The sequence below is a fragment of the Saccharomonospora sp. NPDC046836 genome, assembly GCF_040645195.1.
Lineage (GTDB): Bacteria > Actinomycetota > Actinomycetes > Mycobacteriales > Pseudonocardiaceae > Prauserella_A.
This window is the reverse complement of sequence record NZ_JBEYXW010000032.1, coordinates 1-17734: the sequence shown is the minus strand read 5'-3', so window position 1 is coordinate 17734 and position 17734 is coordinate 1. Positions and strand designations below refer to the sequence as shown.

16 protein-coding genes are annotated in these 17734 nt (G+C 68.4%); 10 read left to right on the top strand and 6 right to left on the bottom strand.

Annotated features, from left to right (window positions below; translation table 11 throughout):
• The first annotated feature begins 59 nt into the window (after positions 1 to 59).
• On the top strand, positions 60 to 1322 hold the full coding sequence (locus ABZ863_RS27615) for an MFS transporter (protein WP_358541326.1): 1263 nt from the start codon (positions 60 to 62) through the stop codon (positions 1320 to 1322).
• Positions 1323 to 1411: 89 nt separating this feature from the next.
• On the opposite strand, the gene ABZ863_RS27610 is transcribed toward ABZ863_RS27615, so the two are convergent.
• From ABZ863_RS27610 to ABZ863_RS27600, 3 genes are all read right to left on the bottom strand, one after another.
• Entirely contained in the window at positions 1412 to 2809 is a 1398-nt protein-coding gene (locus ABZ863_RS27610; RefSeq protein ID WP_358541323.1) for an MFS transporter, read from the bottom strand.
• Entirely contained in the window at positions 2806 to 3258 is a 453-nt protein-coding gene (locus tag ABZ863_RS27605) for a MarR family transcriptional regulator (protein ID WP_358541320.1), read from the bottom strand. Before ABZ863_RS27605 ends, ABZ863_RS27610 begins: the two co-directional genes overlap by 4 nt.
• 119 nt (positions 3259 to 3377) lie before the next feature.
• Entirely contained in the window at positions 3378 to 4508 is a 1131-nt protein-coding gene (locus ABZ863_RS27600; RefSeq protein ID WP_358541317.1) for an alcohol dehydrogenase catalytic domain-containing protein, read from the bottom strand.
• An 83-nt stretch (positions 4509 to 4591) separates the two neighbouring features.
• On the opposite strand from ABZ863_RS27600, the gene ABZ863_RS27595 reads away from it, so the two are divergent.
• Genes ABZ863_RS27595 through ABZ863_RS27565 form a run of 7 tightly spaced genes read left to right on the top strand, consistent with a single transcriptional unit; the run spans position 4592 to position 10933 of the window.
• Complete coding sequence (locus ABZ863_RS27595) at positions 4592 to 5407, top strand: enoyl-CoA hydratase/isomerase family protein (RefSeq protein WP_358541314.1); 816 nt, start codon at positions 4592 to 4594, stop codon at positions 5405 to 5407.
• Complete coding sequence (locus ABZ863_RS27590) at positions 5404 to 6624, top strand: acyl-CoA dehydrogenase family protein (RefSeq protein ID WP_358541311.1); 1221 nt, start codon at positions 5404 to 5406, stop codon at positions 6622 to 6624. Before ABZ863_RS27595 ends, ABZ863_RS27590 begins: the two co-directional genes overlap by 4 nt.
• Positions 6621 to 7373, top strand: a complete 753-nt coding sequence (locus ABZ863_RS27585; RefSeq protein ID WP_358541308.1) for a 3-oxoacyl-ACP reductase family protein — start codon at positions 6621 to 6623, stop codon at positions 7371 to 7373. Before ABZ863_RS27590 ends, ABZ863_RS27585 begins: the two co-directional genes overlap by 4 nt.
• Positions 7374 to 7390: 17 nt before the next feature.
• Positions 7391 to 8269, top strand: a complete 879-nt coding sequence (locus ABZ863_RS27580; RefSeq protein ID WP_358541305.1) for a 3-hydroxyacyl-CoA dehydrogenase family protein — start codon at positions 7391 to 7393, stop codon at positions 8267 to 8269.
• Positions 8270 to 8286: 17 nt separating this feature from the next.
• A complete protein-coding gene (locus tag ABZ863_RS27575) occupies positions 8287 to 9150 on the top strand; it encodes a 3-hydroxyacyl-CoA dehydrogenase family protein (protein WP_358541302.1) in 864 nt (287 codons plus the stop codon).
• Entirely contained in the window at positions 9147 to 9923 is a 777-nt protein-coding gene (locus tag ABZ863_RS27570; RefSeq protein WP_358541299.1) for an enoyl-CoA hydratase-related protein, read from the top strand. Before ABZ863_RS27575 ends, ABZ863_RS27570 begins: the two co-directional genes overlap by 4 nt.
• Positions 9920 to 10933 carry an acyl-CoA dehydrogenase family protein gene (locus ABZ863_RS27565; protein ID WP_358541296.1) on the top strand — a complete coding sequence of 338 codons (1014 nt, stop codon included), beginning with the start codon at positions 9920 to 9922 and terminating at the stop codon, positions 10931 to 10933. The genes ABZ863_RS27570 and ABZ863_RS27565 overlap by 4 nt, the downstream gene beginning before the upstream one ends.
• Positions 10934 to 11668: 735 nt before the next feature.
• Here the strand turns inward: ABZ863_RS27565 and ABZ863_RS27560 are convergent.
• Both ABZ863_RS27560 and ABZ863_RS27555 read right to left on the bottom strand, forming a co-directional pair.
• Complete coding sequence (locus tag ABZ863_RS27560; RefSeq protein ID WP_358541293.1) at positions 11669 to 12475, bottom strand: TIM barrel protein; 807 nt, start codon at positions 12473 to 12475, stop codon at positions 11669 to 11671.
• 37 nt (positions 12476 to 12512) lie between these two features.
• The gene (locus ABZ863_RS27555) at positions 12513 to 13511 is read right to left on the bottom strand and encodes a D-2-hydroxyacid dehydrogenase (protein ID WP_358541290.1); all 999 of its coding nucleotides are present in this window, start codon (positions 13509 to 13511) and stop codon (positions 12513 to 12515) included.
• 167 nt (positions 13512 to 13678) lie between these two features.
• Here ABZ863_RS27555 and ABZ863_RS27550 point away from each other — a divergent pair, with 167 nt between their 5' ends.
• Both ABZ863_RS27550 and ABZ863_RS27545 read left to right on the top strand, forming a co-directional pair.
• A complete protein-coding gene (locus tag ABZ863_RS27550) occupies positions 13679 to 14764 on the top strand; it encodes an amidohydrolase family protein (protein ID WP_358541288.1) in 1086 nt (361 codons plus the stop codon).
• Between the two features lie 17 nt (positions 14765 to 14781).
• The gene (locus ABZ863_RS27545) at positions 14782 to 15702 is read left to right on the top strand and encodes an NAD(P)-dependent oxidoreductase (RefSeq protein ID WP_358541285.1); all 921 of its coding nucleotides are present in this window, start codon (positions 14782 to 14784) and stop codon (positions 15700 to 15702) included.
• Between the two features lie 849 nt (positions 15703 to 16551).
• Here the strand turns inward: ABZ863_RS27545 and ABZ863_RS27540 are convergent.
• Positions 16552 to 17652 (bottom strand): hypothetical protein, encoded by a 1101-nt coding sequence (locus ABZ863_RS27540; RefSeq protein ID WP_358541282.1) that lies wholly within the window; start codon positions 17650 to 17652, stop codon positions 16552 to 16554.
• Between the last annotated feature and the right edge of the window lie 82 nt (positions 17653 to 17734).

Here is a 17734-nt window from a genome sequence, read left to right as displayed (position 1 = left end):
TCGCGCCGGCCCCGTCTGCAGGACCTGACCCCGAGCCGTCGGGCCGGATGAGGCGGCGGGTGGCCTTCGCCAGTTTCAGCGGCACGCTCGTCGAGTTTTATGACTTCCAGATCTATGCCATCGCGGCCGCGCTGGTGTTCCCGCACGTGCTGTTCCCGGGGCTGGGAACCGCGGCCGGGACCCTCGCTTCGGTCGCGACGTTCGGCGTGGCCTTCCTCGCACGTCCCATCGGCAGCATTGTGTTCGGACACTTCGGCGACCGCCTCGGTCGCAAGCGGATGCTGGTGATCACCCTCCTCATGATGGGGACCGCAACTGTCCTGATCGGACTCATGCCCGGGGCCGACCAGATCGGAGTGGCGGCTCCTGTCATCGTGACCCTGCTGCGGGTAGTCCAGGGCTTCGCGGCGGGAGGTGAATGGGCGGGTGCAGCCCTGTTCGCTGGGGAGTACGCCCCGCCTGCCCGGCGCGGCTTCTGGACCATGTTCCCCCAGCTCGGTAACCACGCTGCGATCGTGCTCGTCAACCTCACGTTCCTGAGCACGGCGCTGTTCATGTCGACCGAGGCATTCCTGAGCTGGGGCTGGCGGTTGCCGTTCCTCGGGAGCGCGGTGCTGGTCGGCATCGGCCTGTTCGTCCGGCTGACAATCGCCGAGACGCCCGTGTTCCGGAAGGCCGGCGTGACCGAAGCCCGGGCACGACTGCCGTTCGTCGAGGCGTTCCGTGCGCAGACACGGGAGATCCTGCTGGTGGCGGGTTCGGTGTTGACGACCTACGTCTTCTACTACCTGTGGACGGTGTACCTGGCCGGCTACGCCGTGAACGAACTCGGGAAGACCCGGATCTTCGTCCTGACCGTGGGGCTCACTGGTGGACTGGTCATGGCCGCCGCCACTATCGTCAGCGCCACCCTCTCCGACCGGGTCGGTCGTCGGGTGCTCATCGCGGCCGCCAACGCGTTCGCTGTGGTGTGGGCGCTGGTGACCTTCCCGCTGTTGGCCACCGGAACGACTGGCGCACTCGTCACCGTCATGCTCGGGATGGCGCTCATCGTCGGATTCCAGTTCGGACCGCTGGGTGCCTTCGTCATGGAGATGTTCGCGACCCGGTATCGGTACACGGCGTCGGGTGTCGCAGCCGGGATCCCGACCATCGTAGGCGGCACCGTGGTACCGCTGCTCTCGCCGGTCATCGTCTCGCACTTCGGCGGGATCGGGCTCGGCATATTCGTCGCGGCCCTGAGCGGCGCCGCCACGATGTGCGCTCTCTCGTTGCCCGAGACCCGCAACTCCGATCTGGACGTCGCCGGCCGCCGAGCCTGAGACGATCCGTTCGATCCGTGTCCAGGAGGAGTTCGTCGGGCGGTGGCCGCACCGGCCCCCGTCCGACGAACCTCCTCTTCGGACGGACTTCAGCGCGCGGGCAATAATCGGGTCGGGGACAGGCTGCGGGCGGCGAGGGTTGACACGAGCAGCAGGGCTCCGAGGCCGGCGATCAGCCATCCCAGTCGTCCGAACCCTGCGTCGGTCATCGTCGGGCCGGAGACTATCTCCAACGCGACCGCCGCGAAGTTCGCGCCGATGTACTGGGTCGTCCGGTAGAGGCCCATCGCTGTTCCGATGTCGTCGTCCGGCGTGGCCAGATCGACCACCGTCTGGTTGCCGATGTTGTTGAAACCGTTCGGGATGCCGGCGACGACCGCCACCAGCAGGATGAGCTCCGGGATCCCGGACGCGGCCGCGACCGCGATGATGCCGCCGCCGACGGCCAACGCCGATGTGCCCCACAGCAACGAGCGGCGCGGGCCTGCCACCCTGCAGGTCCTGGTTGCCAGCAGGACGCAGAAGACGCCGACCGCGGCCAGAGGGAACATCATCATTCCCGCCTCGGCGGGAGTGAGGCCACGTGCGGACTGCAGCCATTGCGGGAAGCCGAAGTAGACGGCGTAGAAGGCCGTCCAGGTCAGCACCGTCCTGGCCAGTGTTCCGGAGAGCGCGCGGTTGCGCAGGAGTGTCGACACGTTCAGGAACGGCGACCGGGCGTGCCGTTCCCGGACCACGAAAAGCGCCAGCGCGACCGCGAAGATCGCGAGCAGCCACCACCGGGGGTGCTCCACGACCGAGAGCAGGAAGACCATCAGGGAGACGACCCACGCCAGGAACAGCCCGACTCCCGGCAGATCGAGGGCGGGGAGTAGCTCCCGCCGGGTGGCCGTCACGGGATCGTCCCGGTCCACGCACGTCCACACCATCGCCGCGCAGGCGATGACAACCGGGACGTTGACCCACATCACCGCCCGCCAGCCGAGCAGGCCCACCAGGAGGCCGCCCACCGTCGGGCCGAAGGCGACCGTCACCTGCCCGCCGATGGCGAGGAGGCTCAATACCCCCCTGGTGCGCACGTTGTGCCGGCGGGCGTAGCGCCGGATCAGTGCCACTGCGTTTGGGTACTGGGCCGCCGTGCCGAGGCCGACGACGACGCGCGACAAGACCACCCACACGAGGTCAGGCGCGGCGAGCCCGATGAACGAACCGGCGAGGATCAGCCACAGGCCGGCGAGGTAGATCCGCCGTGCACCGAGCAGGGCCCCGAGCCGGCCGGACACCGGGGCCGCCACCGCCGTCGCGATGTACATCGCGGACAGTACCCACGGCATCAGGTCCGACGGACCGAAGTTGGCCGTCAGGCTCACGACCGCCAGTGCGATCATGGAGGAGTTCAGCGGTTGCAGGACGTTTCCGGAGACGATGGCTCCGCCCGTACTCCACCGCATGCGCTCGGTCGGCAGCGGCTCCGCGGTGGCGGTCACGTGAGACCGTTCTCGGTGTCGTCCGGTGCCGCCGCCCTGTCGGAGAGTTCCCGGAGAATCCGGCCCGCGATGTAGAGCAGCTCCCGTTCGGCCTCGGTGCAGTGGTGGGCGAGCGCGGACTCGAGCCACTCGTTCCGCGCCGCACGGTCGCTGACGAGCGTGCTGCGGCCGTCATCGGTGATCTCGATCAGTACCGCGCGGGCGTCGTCGGGATCCGGACGGCGCGAGACCATGCCGGTCGCCTCGAGCGCCTTGATGGTCTTGGCCACCGACTGCGGGGCGACCCGCTCCCGGTCGGACAGATCCCGAGCAGTCATCGCCCCGTCGATGTCCAGGTGTCCCAGCACCTGCAGTTGCGACGCCGTCAGGCCGCGACTCCGCCGGTGGGACCGGATGTTGCGAGCGAACAAGCCCAGGTCCCGCCGTAACTGGTCGACCCGTGCATCCACAGCCTCTCACCTCACTCGAATAGACAGCCTGTCTGTCATTTTAGCAGTGTCGATGAGCGATTAAGTAGCAGGATTGCGTGACCAAACCGACAGTGAGGCTGTCTAATGTGCGGCGGCCTTCATGCGGTGGCGTCTGGTTCCTGGTCGAGCGTGATGATCTGGCGCAGGACGTCGCCGCGGTGCAGAGCGTCCATTCCCTCGTTGATCTGGTCCAGCCCGATGTGGCCGGAGATGAGCCGGTCGAGCGGCAGGTCACCGGCCTGGAACATCCGGGCGTAGGCCTGGATGTCGGCCCGTGGTACCCCGGATCCGACGTAGGAGCCGATCAGTGAGCGCCCTTCGGTGACCAGGCTCAGGGGGGACACCGACAGGTTGGCCCCGGCGGCGGGAAGGCCGACGGTTACCGTCCGTCCGCCCGGTCCGGTGAGCGCGATGGCGGTCTCCAGGGCGGCGCGGTTGCCAACGCACTCGACGACGAGGTCGTACCGGGTGCCGGCCATCGTGGCCTCGTCTGGTGTGGCGACGGCGGTCGCCCCGAAGCCGGGGGCCATTGCGAGCTTGTCCTGCAGCATGTCGACGGCGAGGATCGCGGCGGGCGAGCGGCCGGCCGCGACGAGCATGGCGGCGAAGCCGACGCCTCCCAGTCCGACGATCGCTACGGTCTGGCCGGGCAGTAGCCGCCCGGCGTTCGACACGGCTCCGCCGCCGGTGAGTACGGCGCATCCGAGGACGGCGGCGACGTCGGCCGGGACTGACCGCGGGACGACGACCAGCGCGGAGGCGTCGACGACGGTGCGAGTCGCGAATGCGGACACGCCGGCGTTGTGGTGCACCGGTGTCGCGTCGTCGCGGCGGAATCGCAGCCCGCCGCGGAGCAGCTCACCTCGCTTGTTGGCCCGGGTGCCGTTGCCGCACACCGACCATCCCGGCCCGGTGCATTGTAGGCACGTGCCGCAGCGGGGGAGGAAGGTCGTCACGACCCGGTCCCCGACCCGGATCCCGTGCGTGTCGGGTCCGCACCGCACGACGGTCCCGCTGCCCTCGTGTCCCAGCACCATGGGCAGGACCGCGGCACGCGTGCCGTTGACGCGGGAGAGGTCCGAGTGGCAGATGCCTGCCGCCTCCATGCGGACCTCGACCTCGCCGGCGCCCGGGGCGTCCAGCTCCAAGGTCTCGATGGACAGGGGCCGTTCGGTCGCGAACGGCCCGCCTGTGGTCCGCCGTAGAACTGCGGCACGGGCTCGGCTCATCGGTGATGTCCCTCCTTGGCCCGCGATGGTGGCACCGTCGGCCAGTCATTGACGATAAGCTTAATGTACGACATTATGTCGCCGTGACGCCAGTAGACAGCGAGGTGAGGACGGAGCGGCGCGGTTCCGTCCTGGTGGTAACGATCGATCGGCTACGGGCGCACAACGCGCTCAACGGCGCGGTCATTAGCGGACTGGTCGACGCGATTGGGTCGGCGGCCGGTGATCCCGCGATCGCGGCCGTGGTGGTGACAGGTGCGGGCACGAAGGCGTTCTGTGCTGGAGCGGACCTGTCCGAGTTGGCCGGACTGGACATCGACGGGGCCCGCGAGACGATGCGCCGCGGACAGCTGGCGTTCCGCGCCGTTGAGACGAGTGAGGTCCCCGTCATCGCCGCGGTCAACGGCCTGGCGCTTGGCGGCGGGTTCGAGCTGGTGCTCGCGTCGACGTTCGCGGTCACCTCCGAACGGGCGTCGTTCGGCCTGCCCGAGACCTCGCTCGGCCTGATTCCGGGCTACGGCGGGACCCAACGCCTTCCCCGGCGCATCGGCACAGCAGCGGCCGCGCACCTCATGCTCACCGGAGCTCGGATGGACGCGACCCGGGCCTACGAGCTGGGGCTGACACCGCTGCCGCCCGTTCCGCCCGACGATGTCGTCACTGCCGCTGTGGATCTCGGCGACCGGATCGCCGCGCAGGGACCGGAGGCGGTCCGTGCCGTCCTGAGCGCTCTCGGGCACGCCCGCGACGTCGGTGTCGAATCCGGGCTGGCGGTCGAGTCCGGACTCGCTGCGATGGCGGTGGCCGGGGCCGAGTCCACCGAAGGGGTCCGGGCCTTCCTCGAGAAGAGGCGCCCGGACTTCCCACCGCGCCGTGCCCGATCACAGGAGGATGCGTGATCAGTATTGACCCGCTCGAGGCCGCACCGAAGACCTATCTCTCGGTGCACGACGTGCTCGACGAGCCGGCCGCCGACGCGCTGCTGACCGACCGCGAGCGTGAGGTGCGCGCGACGGCCCGCGCGGTGGTCGCCGAGTCCGTGGCTCCGCGCGCCGAGCACGCTGACCGCACGCACGGGTTCGTGGCCGAGAGCGTGCGGGCGCTGGCCGACGCGCAGCTGATGGGCCTGGTCTTTCCGCCCGCGCTCGGCGGCACGGGGGACACCAACGTGGCCTACGCCGTGGCCATGGAGGAGATCACGGCCGGGTGCGCCGCGACCAGCCTGGTGTTCATGACTCAGATGCATACGGCGTTCCCGATCATGCTGGCGGGCGGCGACGCGCTCGCGCGGAGGTACGTGCCCGGCCTGCTGGACGGATCACGATGGGGGTCGCTCGGGATCACCGAGCCCAACGCCGGCAGCGACGTGGCGAGCATGCGGACGGTCGCGACGGAGTCAGCCGGCGGCTTCCGGCTCAGCGGCAGCAAGACCTTCATCACCACTGGCGACCGGGCCGACGTGATCGTGTGCTTCGCTGTCACCGACAGGTCCCGGGGCCGGAAGGGGATCTCGGCCTTCGTGGTCGAGGGGGACTGGGACGGTGTCCGGCGCGGAACGCCGTTCGACAAGATGGGGATGCACGGGTCCTCGACTGCGGAGCTGTTCTTCGACGACGTCGCCGTCCCGGCCGGCAACCTCCTCGGCGGTGCGGGCGAGGGATGGTCGGTCGTCATGCGCTCGGTGGTGAAGTCGAGGATCAGCGCCGCCGCGCAGGGCGTCGGGCTGGCGCGCGCCGCGTACGCCCGCACCCTGTACGCGCTGACTCGGCGGCACGGCGCGCGCCTGCCCGACGAGCAGACGTTCGCCCTCGCCACGCTGCGCGGGCGCATCCTGCAGGGCCGGCTGCTGCTACTCGCAGTGGCCCGTCGCGCCGACGAGGACTCCGAGGTCGCGCCCGGCCAGATTGGGATGATGAAGCAGTCCTGCACCGATCTCGGCTGGGAGACCGCCGTCGAGTGCACGCGGCTCCTCGGACCGCTCGGCGATCTTGAGTCGGTCGGTGTCGAGCGGTGCCTGCGCGACGCGAAGGTCACCCAGATCTACGACGGCACCAACGAGGTGCAACGACTGTTGATCGGACGCGAGACGAGCCGGTCGGTGGAGGCGTTCTCATGACGTACTTGCACGGCAAGGTGGCGATCGTGACCGGCGCCGGACGTGGACTCGGCCGGGCGATGGCGCACGCGCTGGTCGAGGCCGGCGCGGCGGTGACGGTGGCGGCACGTACCGGCGAGGAACTGGACTCTTTCGTCGAGGAGGCGAAGGCATGCGGTGGGCGCGCGCTCGCCTGTCGGACCGATATCACCGACGAGGACTCGGTCGCCCGGATGGTGGAGGCGACCGTCGAGACCTTCGGGCGGGTCGACGTGCTCGTCAACAACGGGGGGATCGTCGCGTCGACGCCGCTGGCCGAGCAGAGCGCGCAGGAGTGGGACCGGGTCGTCGCGACGAACCTGCGCGGCGTGTTCTTGTGCACCCGCGCGGTCTCCCGGCATCTGCTGGCCCAGCGGTCGGGGAAGGTCGTCAACATCGCGTCCAACTTCGCCCTGCAGGGCGTCCCGAACCACGCCGCCTACTCCGCGTCCAAGGCCGGGGTGATCGCGTTCACCCGCTCGATGGCGATGGAATGGGCGCGGGACGGGATCCAGGTCAACGCGATCGCACCGGGCTACTTCGCCACCGACCTCAACGCGGAGATGCGCAAGGACGAGGAGCTGACCTCGAAGGTCGTGCGATCGATTCCGCTCAAACGGATGGGGCATCCCGACGAGCTGCGGCCGTGGCTGCTGCTGCTCGCCGGTCCCGCCTCCGACTTCGTGACCGGTGAGGTCGTCGTCCTCGACGGCGGCCAGTCGGTGCGCTAGCTGGCAAGGAGCCTCTGATGAACACCACCTCCCACACCGTCGCCGTCCTCGGCGCGGGCACGATGGGGTCGGGCATCGCCTGCGTAATGGCGCGCGCCGGCCACCGCACACTGCTGTTCGACGTCGACGAAACGAACCTCGGCCGGGGTCTGGACACAGTCCGCGGGTTCTTCGACAATGGCGTCCGTAAGGGCAAGATCGACGCCGCGCAGGCCGACAGCGCGGTCGCGAACCTCAGCGGCACGACCGACCTCGGCGACCTCGCCCCCGCCGACGTGGTGGTCGAGGCGATCTTCGAGGACCTCGACCTGAAGAAGGAGACCTTCGGCAGGCTCGACGGGATCGTCTCCGAGCGCACGCTGTTCCACACCAACACCTCGACGCTGTCGGTCACCGGCATCGCGTCCGGGAGCCGGCTGCCGGGACGGGTCGTGGGTACGCACTACTGCAACCCGGCCCCGCTGATGAAGCTGGTGGAGGTCGCGGACGGCCGGCATACCGAGGGATGGGCGCACGACGCGACCCTGGAGTTCCTCGACACACTCGGCAAGACCTCGGTCGTCACCAAGGACCGTCCCGGCTTCATCGTGAACCGGTTCCTGATCCCGTGGGAGAACAGCTGCATCGACGCGCTGGAGTCCGGAGTCGGCACCAAGGAGTCGATCGACGCCGCGGTCCGCGGTGCGCTCGGACACCCGATGGGGCCGTTCCGGTTGCTGGACATCGTCGGGATGGACATCCACAAGCAGGTCGCGATGCGCCTCTACGAGCAGCTGCGCGAGCCGCGGTTCTTCCCGCCGCCGATGGTCGAGCGCATGGTCGCCGCGGGCGACCTCGGTCGCAAGACCGGTCGCGGGTTCTACGAGTACGACGACAACCGGCTGTTCGGATCGTGAGAGGAGCGCAGGGAGCTGTGTCGGATATCGATCACGTGGCGGTGCTGGGACTCGGGCCCGTCGGAGTGGAGTTCGTGGAGGCGGCGACCCGGGCGGGCCGTACCGTCACCGTCGTCGAGACCGACGGCGAGCAGCTGCGGCGCGGGCTCGAGGCCCTCGCCGATTCGATGGCCGCCGCGGTGTCCGCGGGTGCGCTCACCGAGCAGGCGCGCAGTGAGGCTCTCGACCGGGTCGTGAGCTCGACTGAGCCCAGTGAGCTCGGCAAGGCCACGCTGGTCCTGGAGGCGGTCGCGGCGGGCGGCGATGCGAAGCGGGCGGCTCTGCGTGAGGCGGCCGCCGTCGTGGGTGCCGACGTCGCGATCATCACGGTGACCTCCGGGCAGTCGGTGACCGAGCTGGCCGCCGCGGTGCCCGACCCGGCGCGCGTCGTGGGGCTGCACGTCCCGAGCACGGGATCGTCGTCGCGGATTGTCGAGGTCGTCCGCGGCCTGGCCTCCGGCGACGCGGTCGTCGGCGCGGCCGCCGATTTCGTCGGCTCGGTGGAGCGGGAGCCCGTCGTCGTCGATGACCGCCCCGGTTTCCTCGTCGACAGCATGCTGCTGCCCTATCTCAACGACGTCGTGCAGGCCTACGACGACGAGCTCGCCTCCGCGGAGGACATCGACGTCGCGATCCGACTCGGTCTCGGCCACCCGGTCGGGCCACTGGAGATGCTCGACCGGATTGGCCTGGACACTCATCGGGACACCACTGCACTGGTCCACGAGGCCACCGGCGACGCCCGGTTCGCCCCGCCGCCGTTGGTGAACCGGATGGTCGCGGCCGGTCGGCTCGGCGACAAGAACGGCCGGGGTTTCCGGTCGACAGAGGAGACGGCATGAGCTACGACGACGTCACGACGACCCGGGACGGGGCGGTCCTGACCATCACGATCGACCGGCCCGAGGCGGGCAACAAGTTCCGCCACCAGACCTGCCTTGAGCTCTTCGACGCACTGCAGCGGTTCCGGCTCGATCCCGAGCTGCGGGCCGCGGTGCTGACCGGAACCGGCGACAAGTTCTTCTGCATCGGTGGCGAGCACGACCCCGTGACCTCGCTCGACCAGTCGCAGGTCCTGCCGATCATCGACGTCTACCAGGCCATCGACACTATCCCCAAGCCGGTGATCGCCGCGGTGAACGGCTTCGCCGTGGGCGGCGGTAACGTCCTGCACAACGTGTGCGACCTCAGCATCGCCGCGGAGAACGCGGTCTTCCGGCAGGTTGGACCGATGGTGGGCAGCTTCGACGCCGGATACGGGACCTGGTACCTCGAGGACACCATTGGGCGCAAGCGCGCCAAGGAGATGTGGTACCTCAACAACAAGTACGGCGCGACCGAGGCTCTCGCCATGGGGCTGGTCAACGAGGTGGTCCCGACGGGGGAGGCGGTGACGCGTGCAGCCGAGGTGGCACGGACAATCTGCTCGCGCAGCCCGATGGCCGTCGGCGCGTTGAAAGGTGCGTTCTCCGCCCGGCACAACGGGGTCTCTGGCCAGGCCCGGATGGCCCACGACCAGCAGCTCTCGCTGTACCTGCGGACCGCGGAGGCGCACGAGCTCTCCGAGTCGTTCGGGGAGCGTCGGGACTCCAAGCCCGAGAGGTTCTGGCAGTGACTTGGCGGGGCCCCGTCCTCGACGACGACCAGCGGGACGTGCTCGCCCTGCTCGACGACCTGCTCGGCGGGCGTGAGCCGCTCGACGACCGGGACACCGAAACCGTGGCCGGGGCCCGGGCCGAACTCGCCGACCTGGGCCTGTGGACGGTCGGTGTCCCGGAGGCGCTGGGCGGCGGTGGCGCCACCCTGCCCGTGCATCTGCTGGTCCTGGAGCGCCTGGGCCGGATCTGGCCCGCACTAGGGTGGGCGTCCGCCCAGGCGCACGCCGCCGTCGAGGTTCTTGGCACGGACGAACGGTTCGCCGATCTCGTGGCCGGTGTGCACGCGGGAACCGCGGCCGTCGCCGTCGTGGAGTTCTCCGGCGACCACGTCGACCTGCAGGTCGACGGGTCGACTGTGACCGGTGTCATCGAACGGGTCGACCCGGCAGGCGCCGATCCCGTTGTCCTCGTTCTCGACGAGGACAACATGCTCGTCCTGCCAGCCGGTGGTGCGGTGGAGCCGGTCCGGCGGACGGGCCTCGGCGGCGCACGGACCTGCCGCATGACGGTGGACACCGATCGCGCGATCCGCGTGCCGGGTGCCCCGCACGGTGCCCGGGCGCGCCTGGCGCTGGGCGCCGCGGCCACGGCCGCCGGACTGGCCGGGGCGGCCGCCGACGGCGCGCTCACCTACGCGGGGGAACGGCAGCAGTTCGGCGGGCCGCTGACGGCCCTGCCGACCGTACGGGCGGCGTTGCACGAGCAGGTGCGGGCCTCGACCGCGGCTCTGGCGACCGTGCTGGGCGCGGATCCGCGCGATCCGGTCCAGACCGCGTCCTCCCTGATGGGGGCCTGCGACACGGCCGTCGTCGTCGCGGGTCTCGCCGTTCAGTCGCACGGCGGGTACGGGTACCTCAGCGAGTACCCGGCCGAGCGGCTGCTGCGCGACGCGGTGTCGTTGCGAGCAGCTGTGGGCTCCACCGGAGTCGCGCGAGCGACCGCCCTGGCGCTCGTGGCGAGCGGCTGAGACGTGTGAGCCACGACGGTCACCGGTCCGCTGCCTCGGCCACATCTCGCCTCCGGTGATCGTCGAGGCGGAGGAATACGGGTGCTGACTGGCTGGCTCGCGCGCTCGGCCGCTCCTGATTCTCCCGGGCGGACGCGGGAGGGGACCGCGTTCACGCCCTCATCGCGGCGCTGTGTCGGTAGTCGTCCCGCTGTCGGGTTGCGGAGTGCGTGCGTACGTACGTCCGGCGATCTGCCGCGCCACCAGACAGGCCGATTGACTCATGGGCGACAACAAGACGTGCAGGAGGCCCCGAGCGCCCGCACCGGTGGGAGAGCGTGGCAAGAGCTGCGCCGGCGCTGCCCGGCAACTGACTTCGTCTATGCGCCCGGACCTGCTGCTTCACACCGTGACGATGACGCTTTCGGACGGTTCGGGTAATGGTTTCGGTGCGGGGCTTGTCGCGGCCGATGACGAACCCAGTGGTCTTGTCGAGCTCTGTCAGGGTGTATCTGAGTCTGCCTGGTGCGTAAGCATGCCTGTGGATGGGGGCCGCAGGTAGGGCTTGCGCCGGACGTGGTGGGACACCTCGCAGCGGCTACTGCAAGACCTGATCTCGTTCATCGGGCCACCATTGCGGCCGGGCCGGCGTCGGCAGCAATGGGCTAGACTGTTGCGCGACAGGCACCTCGCCAGTCGAGGTTGCGGTAGACAGCGGTCACACCCACCGCTGCCGGTTCATGTCCGCCCGCATGGTCAGTCGACCCAACCGAGGGAATCCTCGGAGTGGGAGGTGCTGGCCCGGTATTCCACTCCGATCCAATCGTCGTATCCGGCGGCGGCCAGCGTGTCCACGCATTCCGCCAGTGGCAGTGCTCCGGAGCTGGGCTCCGCCCGGCCGGGGTCGTCGGCGATCTGGACGTGCCCGGTTACAGGACCGTGCTGTCGGGCCAGCACGATCAGATCGTCTTCGTTGTGTCCGAGGTGGAACGTGTCGAACAGCAGTGCCGCATTCGATCCCCGATCGATATCTGCTACCAGGCTGGCGGCATCCTGCGCTGTCTCCAGCGGGTAATCGCCGTTGAGCTCCCGCGCGAGGGGCTCCACCAGGACTTTACCCGCGCCTGAGACGGCGTCGACGGCCTCGCGGTAGACATCCACGATGGCGCGGTGTCTGTCCTCCGACCGTTCCTGCGGTGGGATGGCACCGTGCAGCAGGTTGAATTTGGCACAACCGGTGCGTTCACCGATCATTGCGACTCGAGCGATGTTGGCTCGGAGCTCGTCGTGGCGGTCGGGGTGAGAAACCATCCCGCGGTCGCCGGCTGCCATGTCTCCGGCCCAGAAGTTCAGTCCGGTCAGGCGGACACCGTTGACGTCCAATAGCGCCAGGAACTCGTCGACCTTCTCTTCGTCCGGGTCCGGTTCTCCGAAGGGCCACCATGTCTCGACCGCGGTGAACCCCGCGGCCCGGGCAGCCGTGAATCGCTGTGCGTAGGGCATCTCGGCGAACAGGATCGAGACATTGGCGCTCAGGGGCAGACCGCGGTATTGCAGTGTCATGTGTGTCCTTGCTCGGTGGCTGGGGAAGTGGGCGGACTCAGTAGCCGGCGGCGAGATCGACCACGTTTCGCAACGGTCGTCCAGTGACGAAGCGCTCGATGTTGTCGATCAGGATCAGCTCGCCGCGGCGGGTCGTCGCTTCCGTGGTGGCCCCGTTGTGGGGGGTTACCACGACGTTCGGCATGGCCCACAACGGGGAGTCCGCGGGTAAGGGTTCGGTCTCGAACGCGTCCAGCCCGGCTCCGGCCAGACGTCCGTCCTGCAGCCGTGCGACCAGTGCCTGCTCGTCGACGATGCCGCCCCGGGAGACGCACACGACATGGGCATGGCTGGGGAGCGCGTCGAGAATGGTCGTTCCGACGAGTCCCTGTGTCGCGGTCGTCGACGGTGCGGCTACGACGAGGAAGTCGGCTGTTGCGGCTTCGATCGCGAGCTGGTTGGCCCGGACGTTGCGCTCGACGCCCGGGATCTCCCGGCCGCCGGTACGGGTGATGGCTATGACTCGCATCTGGCAAGCAGCGGCCATCGCAGCGAGTGCCTGACCTGCAGCTCCCATCCCGACGATCACGACGGACCGTCCGGCGAGCTCGCCGTGTCGATAGCGGTCCCATCGCCGGTCGCGCTGCGCGCGCATCCATCGGGGGGCGTCGCGATCCAGCATCAGCATCAGCATCAGGGCGTGCTCGGCGAGCGGCACACCTCCGTTGCCGGCCGACGATGTGAGGGTCGCTCCGCTGGCGGCCATCTCCGCGGTGACCAGTTTGTCGACTCCCGCTGCTGCGGCGTGCACCCAGCGCAGCCTGGGCCAGGGGCGCGGGTCGAATGGCGATCGCACACCGACCAATGCCTCGACGTGCTCTGGTGCCTCGTCGATGGACTCGAGGTCGCGGTACACCTGCACGGTTGCCGCGTCGGCCGCGCTCCTGATGCGAGTGACGAGAGACGCGTCCGCCGTCAGGGCGACCAGCACGCCGCCGCCGTCGTCACCACGCTGTTGCGCGGGGCCGGAGCCACGACTTCGATCCGAGATAGTCATCTGAACACCCCTCAACTGGCATTTGACTGGCGGACCGGCGTCATAGACCGGCAGCACGCGTCGTCACGGCGCACACCCGAGCGGCGCGGGGTTGACACTCACGCAGGGCACTAGTGTATGACATTAGCTCAACTGTAGTTCGCATAAGGGCCGGGAGCGGTAGAGGTATGACGACGAGGCAAGGGACCGACTTCGGGCGCACGCAGCGACCGGACCACGGCTTTCTCGCGCGAGCACTCGACGAGCCACCACTCCGTCCCGGGGTGCCGATCGTCGACGCTCACACCCACCTGTGGATGCACAAGTCCGGGTATCGATACTTCGTCGAGGAGTACGCCGCCGATGTCGAGGCCTCCGGGCATGACATCGAGTCCGCCGTCTTCGTCGAGTGCGGAGCGATGTATCGGCGTTCCGGACCGGAGTGGTTGCGCAGCCTGGGGGAGACCGAGTTTGCGGTCGGGATGGCTGCGATCGCGGAGAGCGGCTGCTTCACCGACACGCGGGCTGCCGCGGCCATTGTGGGCAACGTCGACCTGACGCGTGGAGCGGCCGCCGGTGAGGTTCTCGACGCCCATCTGGAACTCGCCAACGGCAGGTTCAGGGGGGTCCGACACCGTGCCAAGTGGGATCCCGACCCCGCGGTGAAGGGAGCGGTGAGCGCCGACCGTCCCGGGCTCTACCTGGAGCCCGCTCTGCAGCGTGGGCTGGTGGAGGTCGCTGCTCGCGGACTCGTGTTCCAGGCCAGCATCTTTCACCCTCAGATCTCCGACGTGGTCGAACTCGCGCGGGCGGTCCCCGAGGCGCAGATCGTCGTGATCCACACAGCGAGTCCGGTCACACGTTCCAGTTATGCCGATCGGTTGGCGGAGGTGCACAGAGACTTCGTCGCCGGCCTGCAGCGCCTGGCCGCCTGCCCGAACGTCACGATCAAACTGGGCGGCTTGCTGATGTCGCTGGGAACCTTCGATTTCCAGCTTGCGGACCGGCCTCCGACCTCGTTCGAGCTGGTCGATCTGTGGCGGCCTTACCTCGAGCCATGCCTGGAATTGTTCGGGCCAGAACGGTGCATGGTCTCGTCCAACTTCCCAGTCGACAAGGCAGGGATCCCGTACCGCACGATCTGGAACATGTTCAGCCGTCTCACCGAAGGTTTCTCGCCCGAGGAGCGGCGCCAAGTTTTTGCGGGCACCGCGCAACGGGTGTACCGCATCGACGACCCGGTGCGTGTCGGGTCTCAGGTCACGACGCCCTGACAACCGGAGGATCAATGATGACAGACGGTGCTCGCCCCGCGACGGTTGGTTTTATCGGACTGGGGGCCATGGGCAGCGGCATGGCCGCGAACATCCTCCGGTCGGGGCAGCCGGTCGTCGGCTACGACATCGACGACGCTCGCATCCAACAGCTGCTCGAGCAGGGTGGACAGGTCGCAGAGGATCCAGCTGACGTTGCCGAACAGGCCGAGGTGGTGATCACAATGGTCGACACGACGGCGCAGACCGAGGACGTCGTCCTGGGCGAGCGTGGTGTCGCACGCGGTGCCCGGGCCGGCGATGTGCTGGTCTGCATGAGCACCATCGATCCCACTGCTGTCATTCGCATGCAGGAGCAGCTCGCGGGAGACGGGGTGCGCATGATCGACGCCCCCGTCTCGGGCATGATCAAGGGCGCAACGGAGGGCACCCTGCGCGCGTTTGTCGGCGGTGACGCCGACGCACTGGACCGAGCTCGTACGGCGCTCGACGCGATGACCAGTGAGATTCTGCATGTCGGCCCCATCGGGCGCGGCGTCGTACTCAAGCTGATCAACAACATGCTGTACAAGATCAATTCAGTCGCTGCGATGGAAGGCATGGTCCTCGGCGTCAAGGCCGGCCTGGACCCAGCCATGATGCGCGACGTCATCGCTGCCTCGACTGGCGCCAGCGTGGCCTTCGACTACCGCGCACGCCGCATGATCGAACGCGACTTCGACGGTGTACGGCTCGACATCTCGTGCAAGGATCTCGAACTCGAGGGCGCCCTCGGACGTGCGTACTCAGTCCCGTTGTTCCTGCACGCCGCGTGCACCCAGGTCTATGAGATGGGGCGCGCTGCAGGGCTGGGGGACCAGGACGCGACCGCCATCGTGACCATTTACGAGCAGCTGACAGGGGTGTCGGTCGGTGACGTTCAGACCCCGGGCTCATGAGGGGCCGGCAACCAGTCTCATGACAGCGTGACAGCTTCGGCGGGGCGCGGGAGAGTTCGGCTCACACGGATTACGACGCCGTGCCCCGCCGGGTCCAACAGCAACGGATCGACCGACAGGTGCTGGGCGAGCTGCGCGTCTGCGGTCCGCCCGGAGCCTCGAGGCCGATGAGATCAAGCTCGCGCTGGTCCTGGCTCCTGTGGTGGTGTGACCAGTCCTGGAGTGGTTTGTCATAGGCCACGGCGGAACCTTCGGCTCGAGACTGGTCATGGCTCGACTCCGAATGCAGACAACCGATCTGTGCGACTGGTAACAGATTTCGTCGCGACGCCTCCGGTTGAATCGTGAGTACCTCCGACGAAGGCTTGCGCAGACTCGGCCACGTCGAGACCTGTAGCCGGCATGGTGGGTTCGGTCGGAACACAAGCCGAAGCGCGGCTCCCGTGGCGTTGGCCCCATCGTCCGGCAGCCATGCGCCTGGTATGAGGAACAACGTTGCTTCCATGTCGACCAGGGCGTAGAGCGTGATCGGTCACGACCACCGGTACCGAGGCGACGGCGCTTTCCACATGCACTGACGGCGAGCGGAGCGTCTCGGCGTCTGGGACACGAGCGACCGCGGAGACAATGATGGCCCGAGACGGAAGGCTGTCTCTGCCCGCTTCACGCAGTGACAAGAGCGAAAGACCCCGGCTCTCAGGGACCGCGGCGTCATCTCATACGCACTGCCTGATGTACAAGCAAGAAAGCAGCTCCGGTTCGCGCAGACGACATTGTTGTCGACACCGGTCCGAATGGTGACCCGTCTGTTCCGGGTGAGCGGTGACTCACCCGGTTGGCTGTTGGTTTTTAGTCCACCAGTGCGATCACTTCATGAACACCCATCTGCGGTACATCGATGACAACGGCATCCTCGTCGTTCTCGACCGGTAGCTCCCGATTCGCAACCAGGGCACGAGCGGTCGAGATGGCCGCGCGGTGTCGGATCCGTATACGTAACGGTCCGACCGGCAAAGGTTCGTCGTGGGTGCCGGGTACAGGACTCGTGGTCCCGATGCTGACCAGATGCAGGACCAGACCGCCCGGCGTGGTGTAAAGACGACAATCCACCAGGCCTGGCCCGGTCACATCGAGGGTTGGGTTCTCCCCGACAGCCCAGCGGACGATATTGGTGAGGAGACGAACGTGATCGGGCAGTCCTTCACGGCCGGCGAGCCGATCGATGTCGGCCGCCGAGTAGGCGATCCGAGCACCACCCACGGCTCGGCGAGCCACAAGTACAGGTTTGGTGGTCGGGCTTGGTCGCAACCAAGCCAACTCCGGGGGATACGCCGGGAACGGCTCGACATGCGTACCCACCACGGCCGCGCTAAACGCTTCCACACCTTCCAACCGGCCCCCCAGGGGGAGCAGGTCGGTGTCCTCGAACCCCGCCAGCAGCGCGGCGAGATCACCCGTATCGATGCCGTGCCCGACACCTCCCGTGCGGTCGATTCGCACGTAATCATGTCGACTGTAGTCGTCGATCTGGAACTGGAGCGGCGCCACGCTTCCGGATGCCATGCCGGTCGCTGCGATACCCAAAGTCGCGCCCAGCCGATGGGGGCCTCGCTCAAAGACGCCGTCGGCATCCTTGAGCGCCGTCGAGCCGGTCGCTACCAATGAGGTGCCGTTCTCCACCAGTTCAGCGACCGAGGCGCACTGCTCATCTGTCATGACTGCGATATCGGGCAAAACGATCGCCTGCACCGTCGGCGCAACGTCCCGTAGATCTTCGAGGTGCACCGGAACGTAGGTGATGCGGGCGCGGGTCAAGGCCGCCGTGACACCTCGATAGGGCGCCACGGCGGTGTTGTCCGGATCTTCACGGCCGTGGAAACGAGTGTTCTGTTCCGTCCACACTACGGCGACATCTGCCACAGGTCGCCGATCCAGAATGTCAATGGCCATTCTTTTCTCCCCGTGGGCGGCCTGGGGTTTTCCCCGCTGGTGGCCACCTGGATCTCCCCGACGACGGCCAGATAATTCCCCG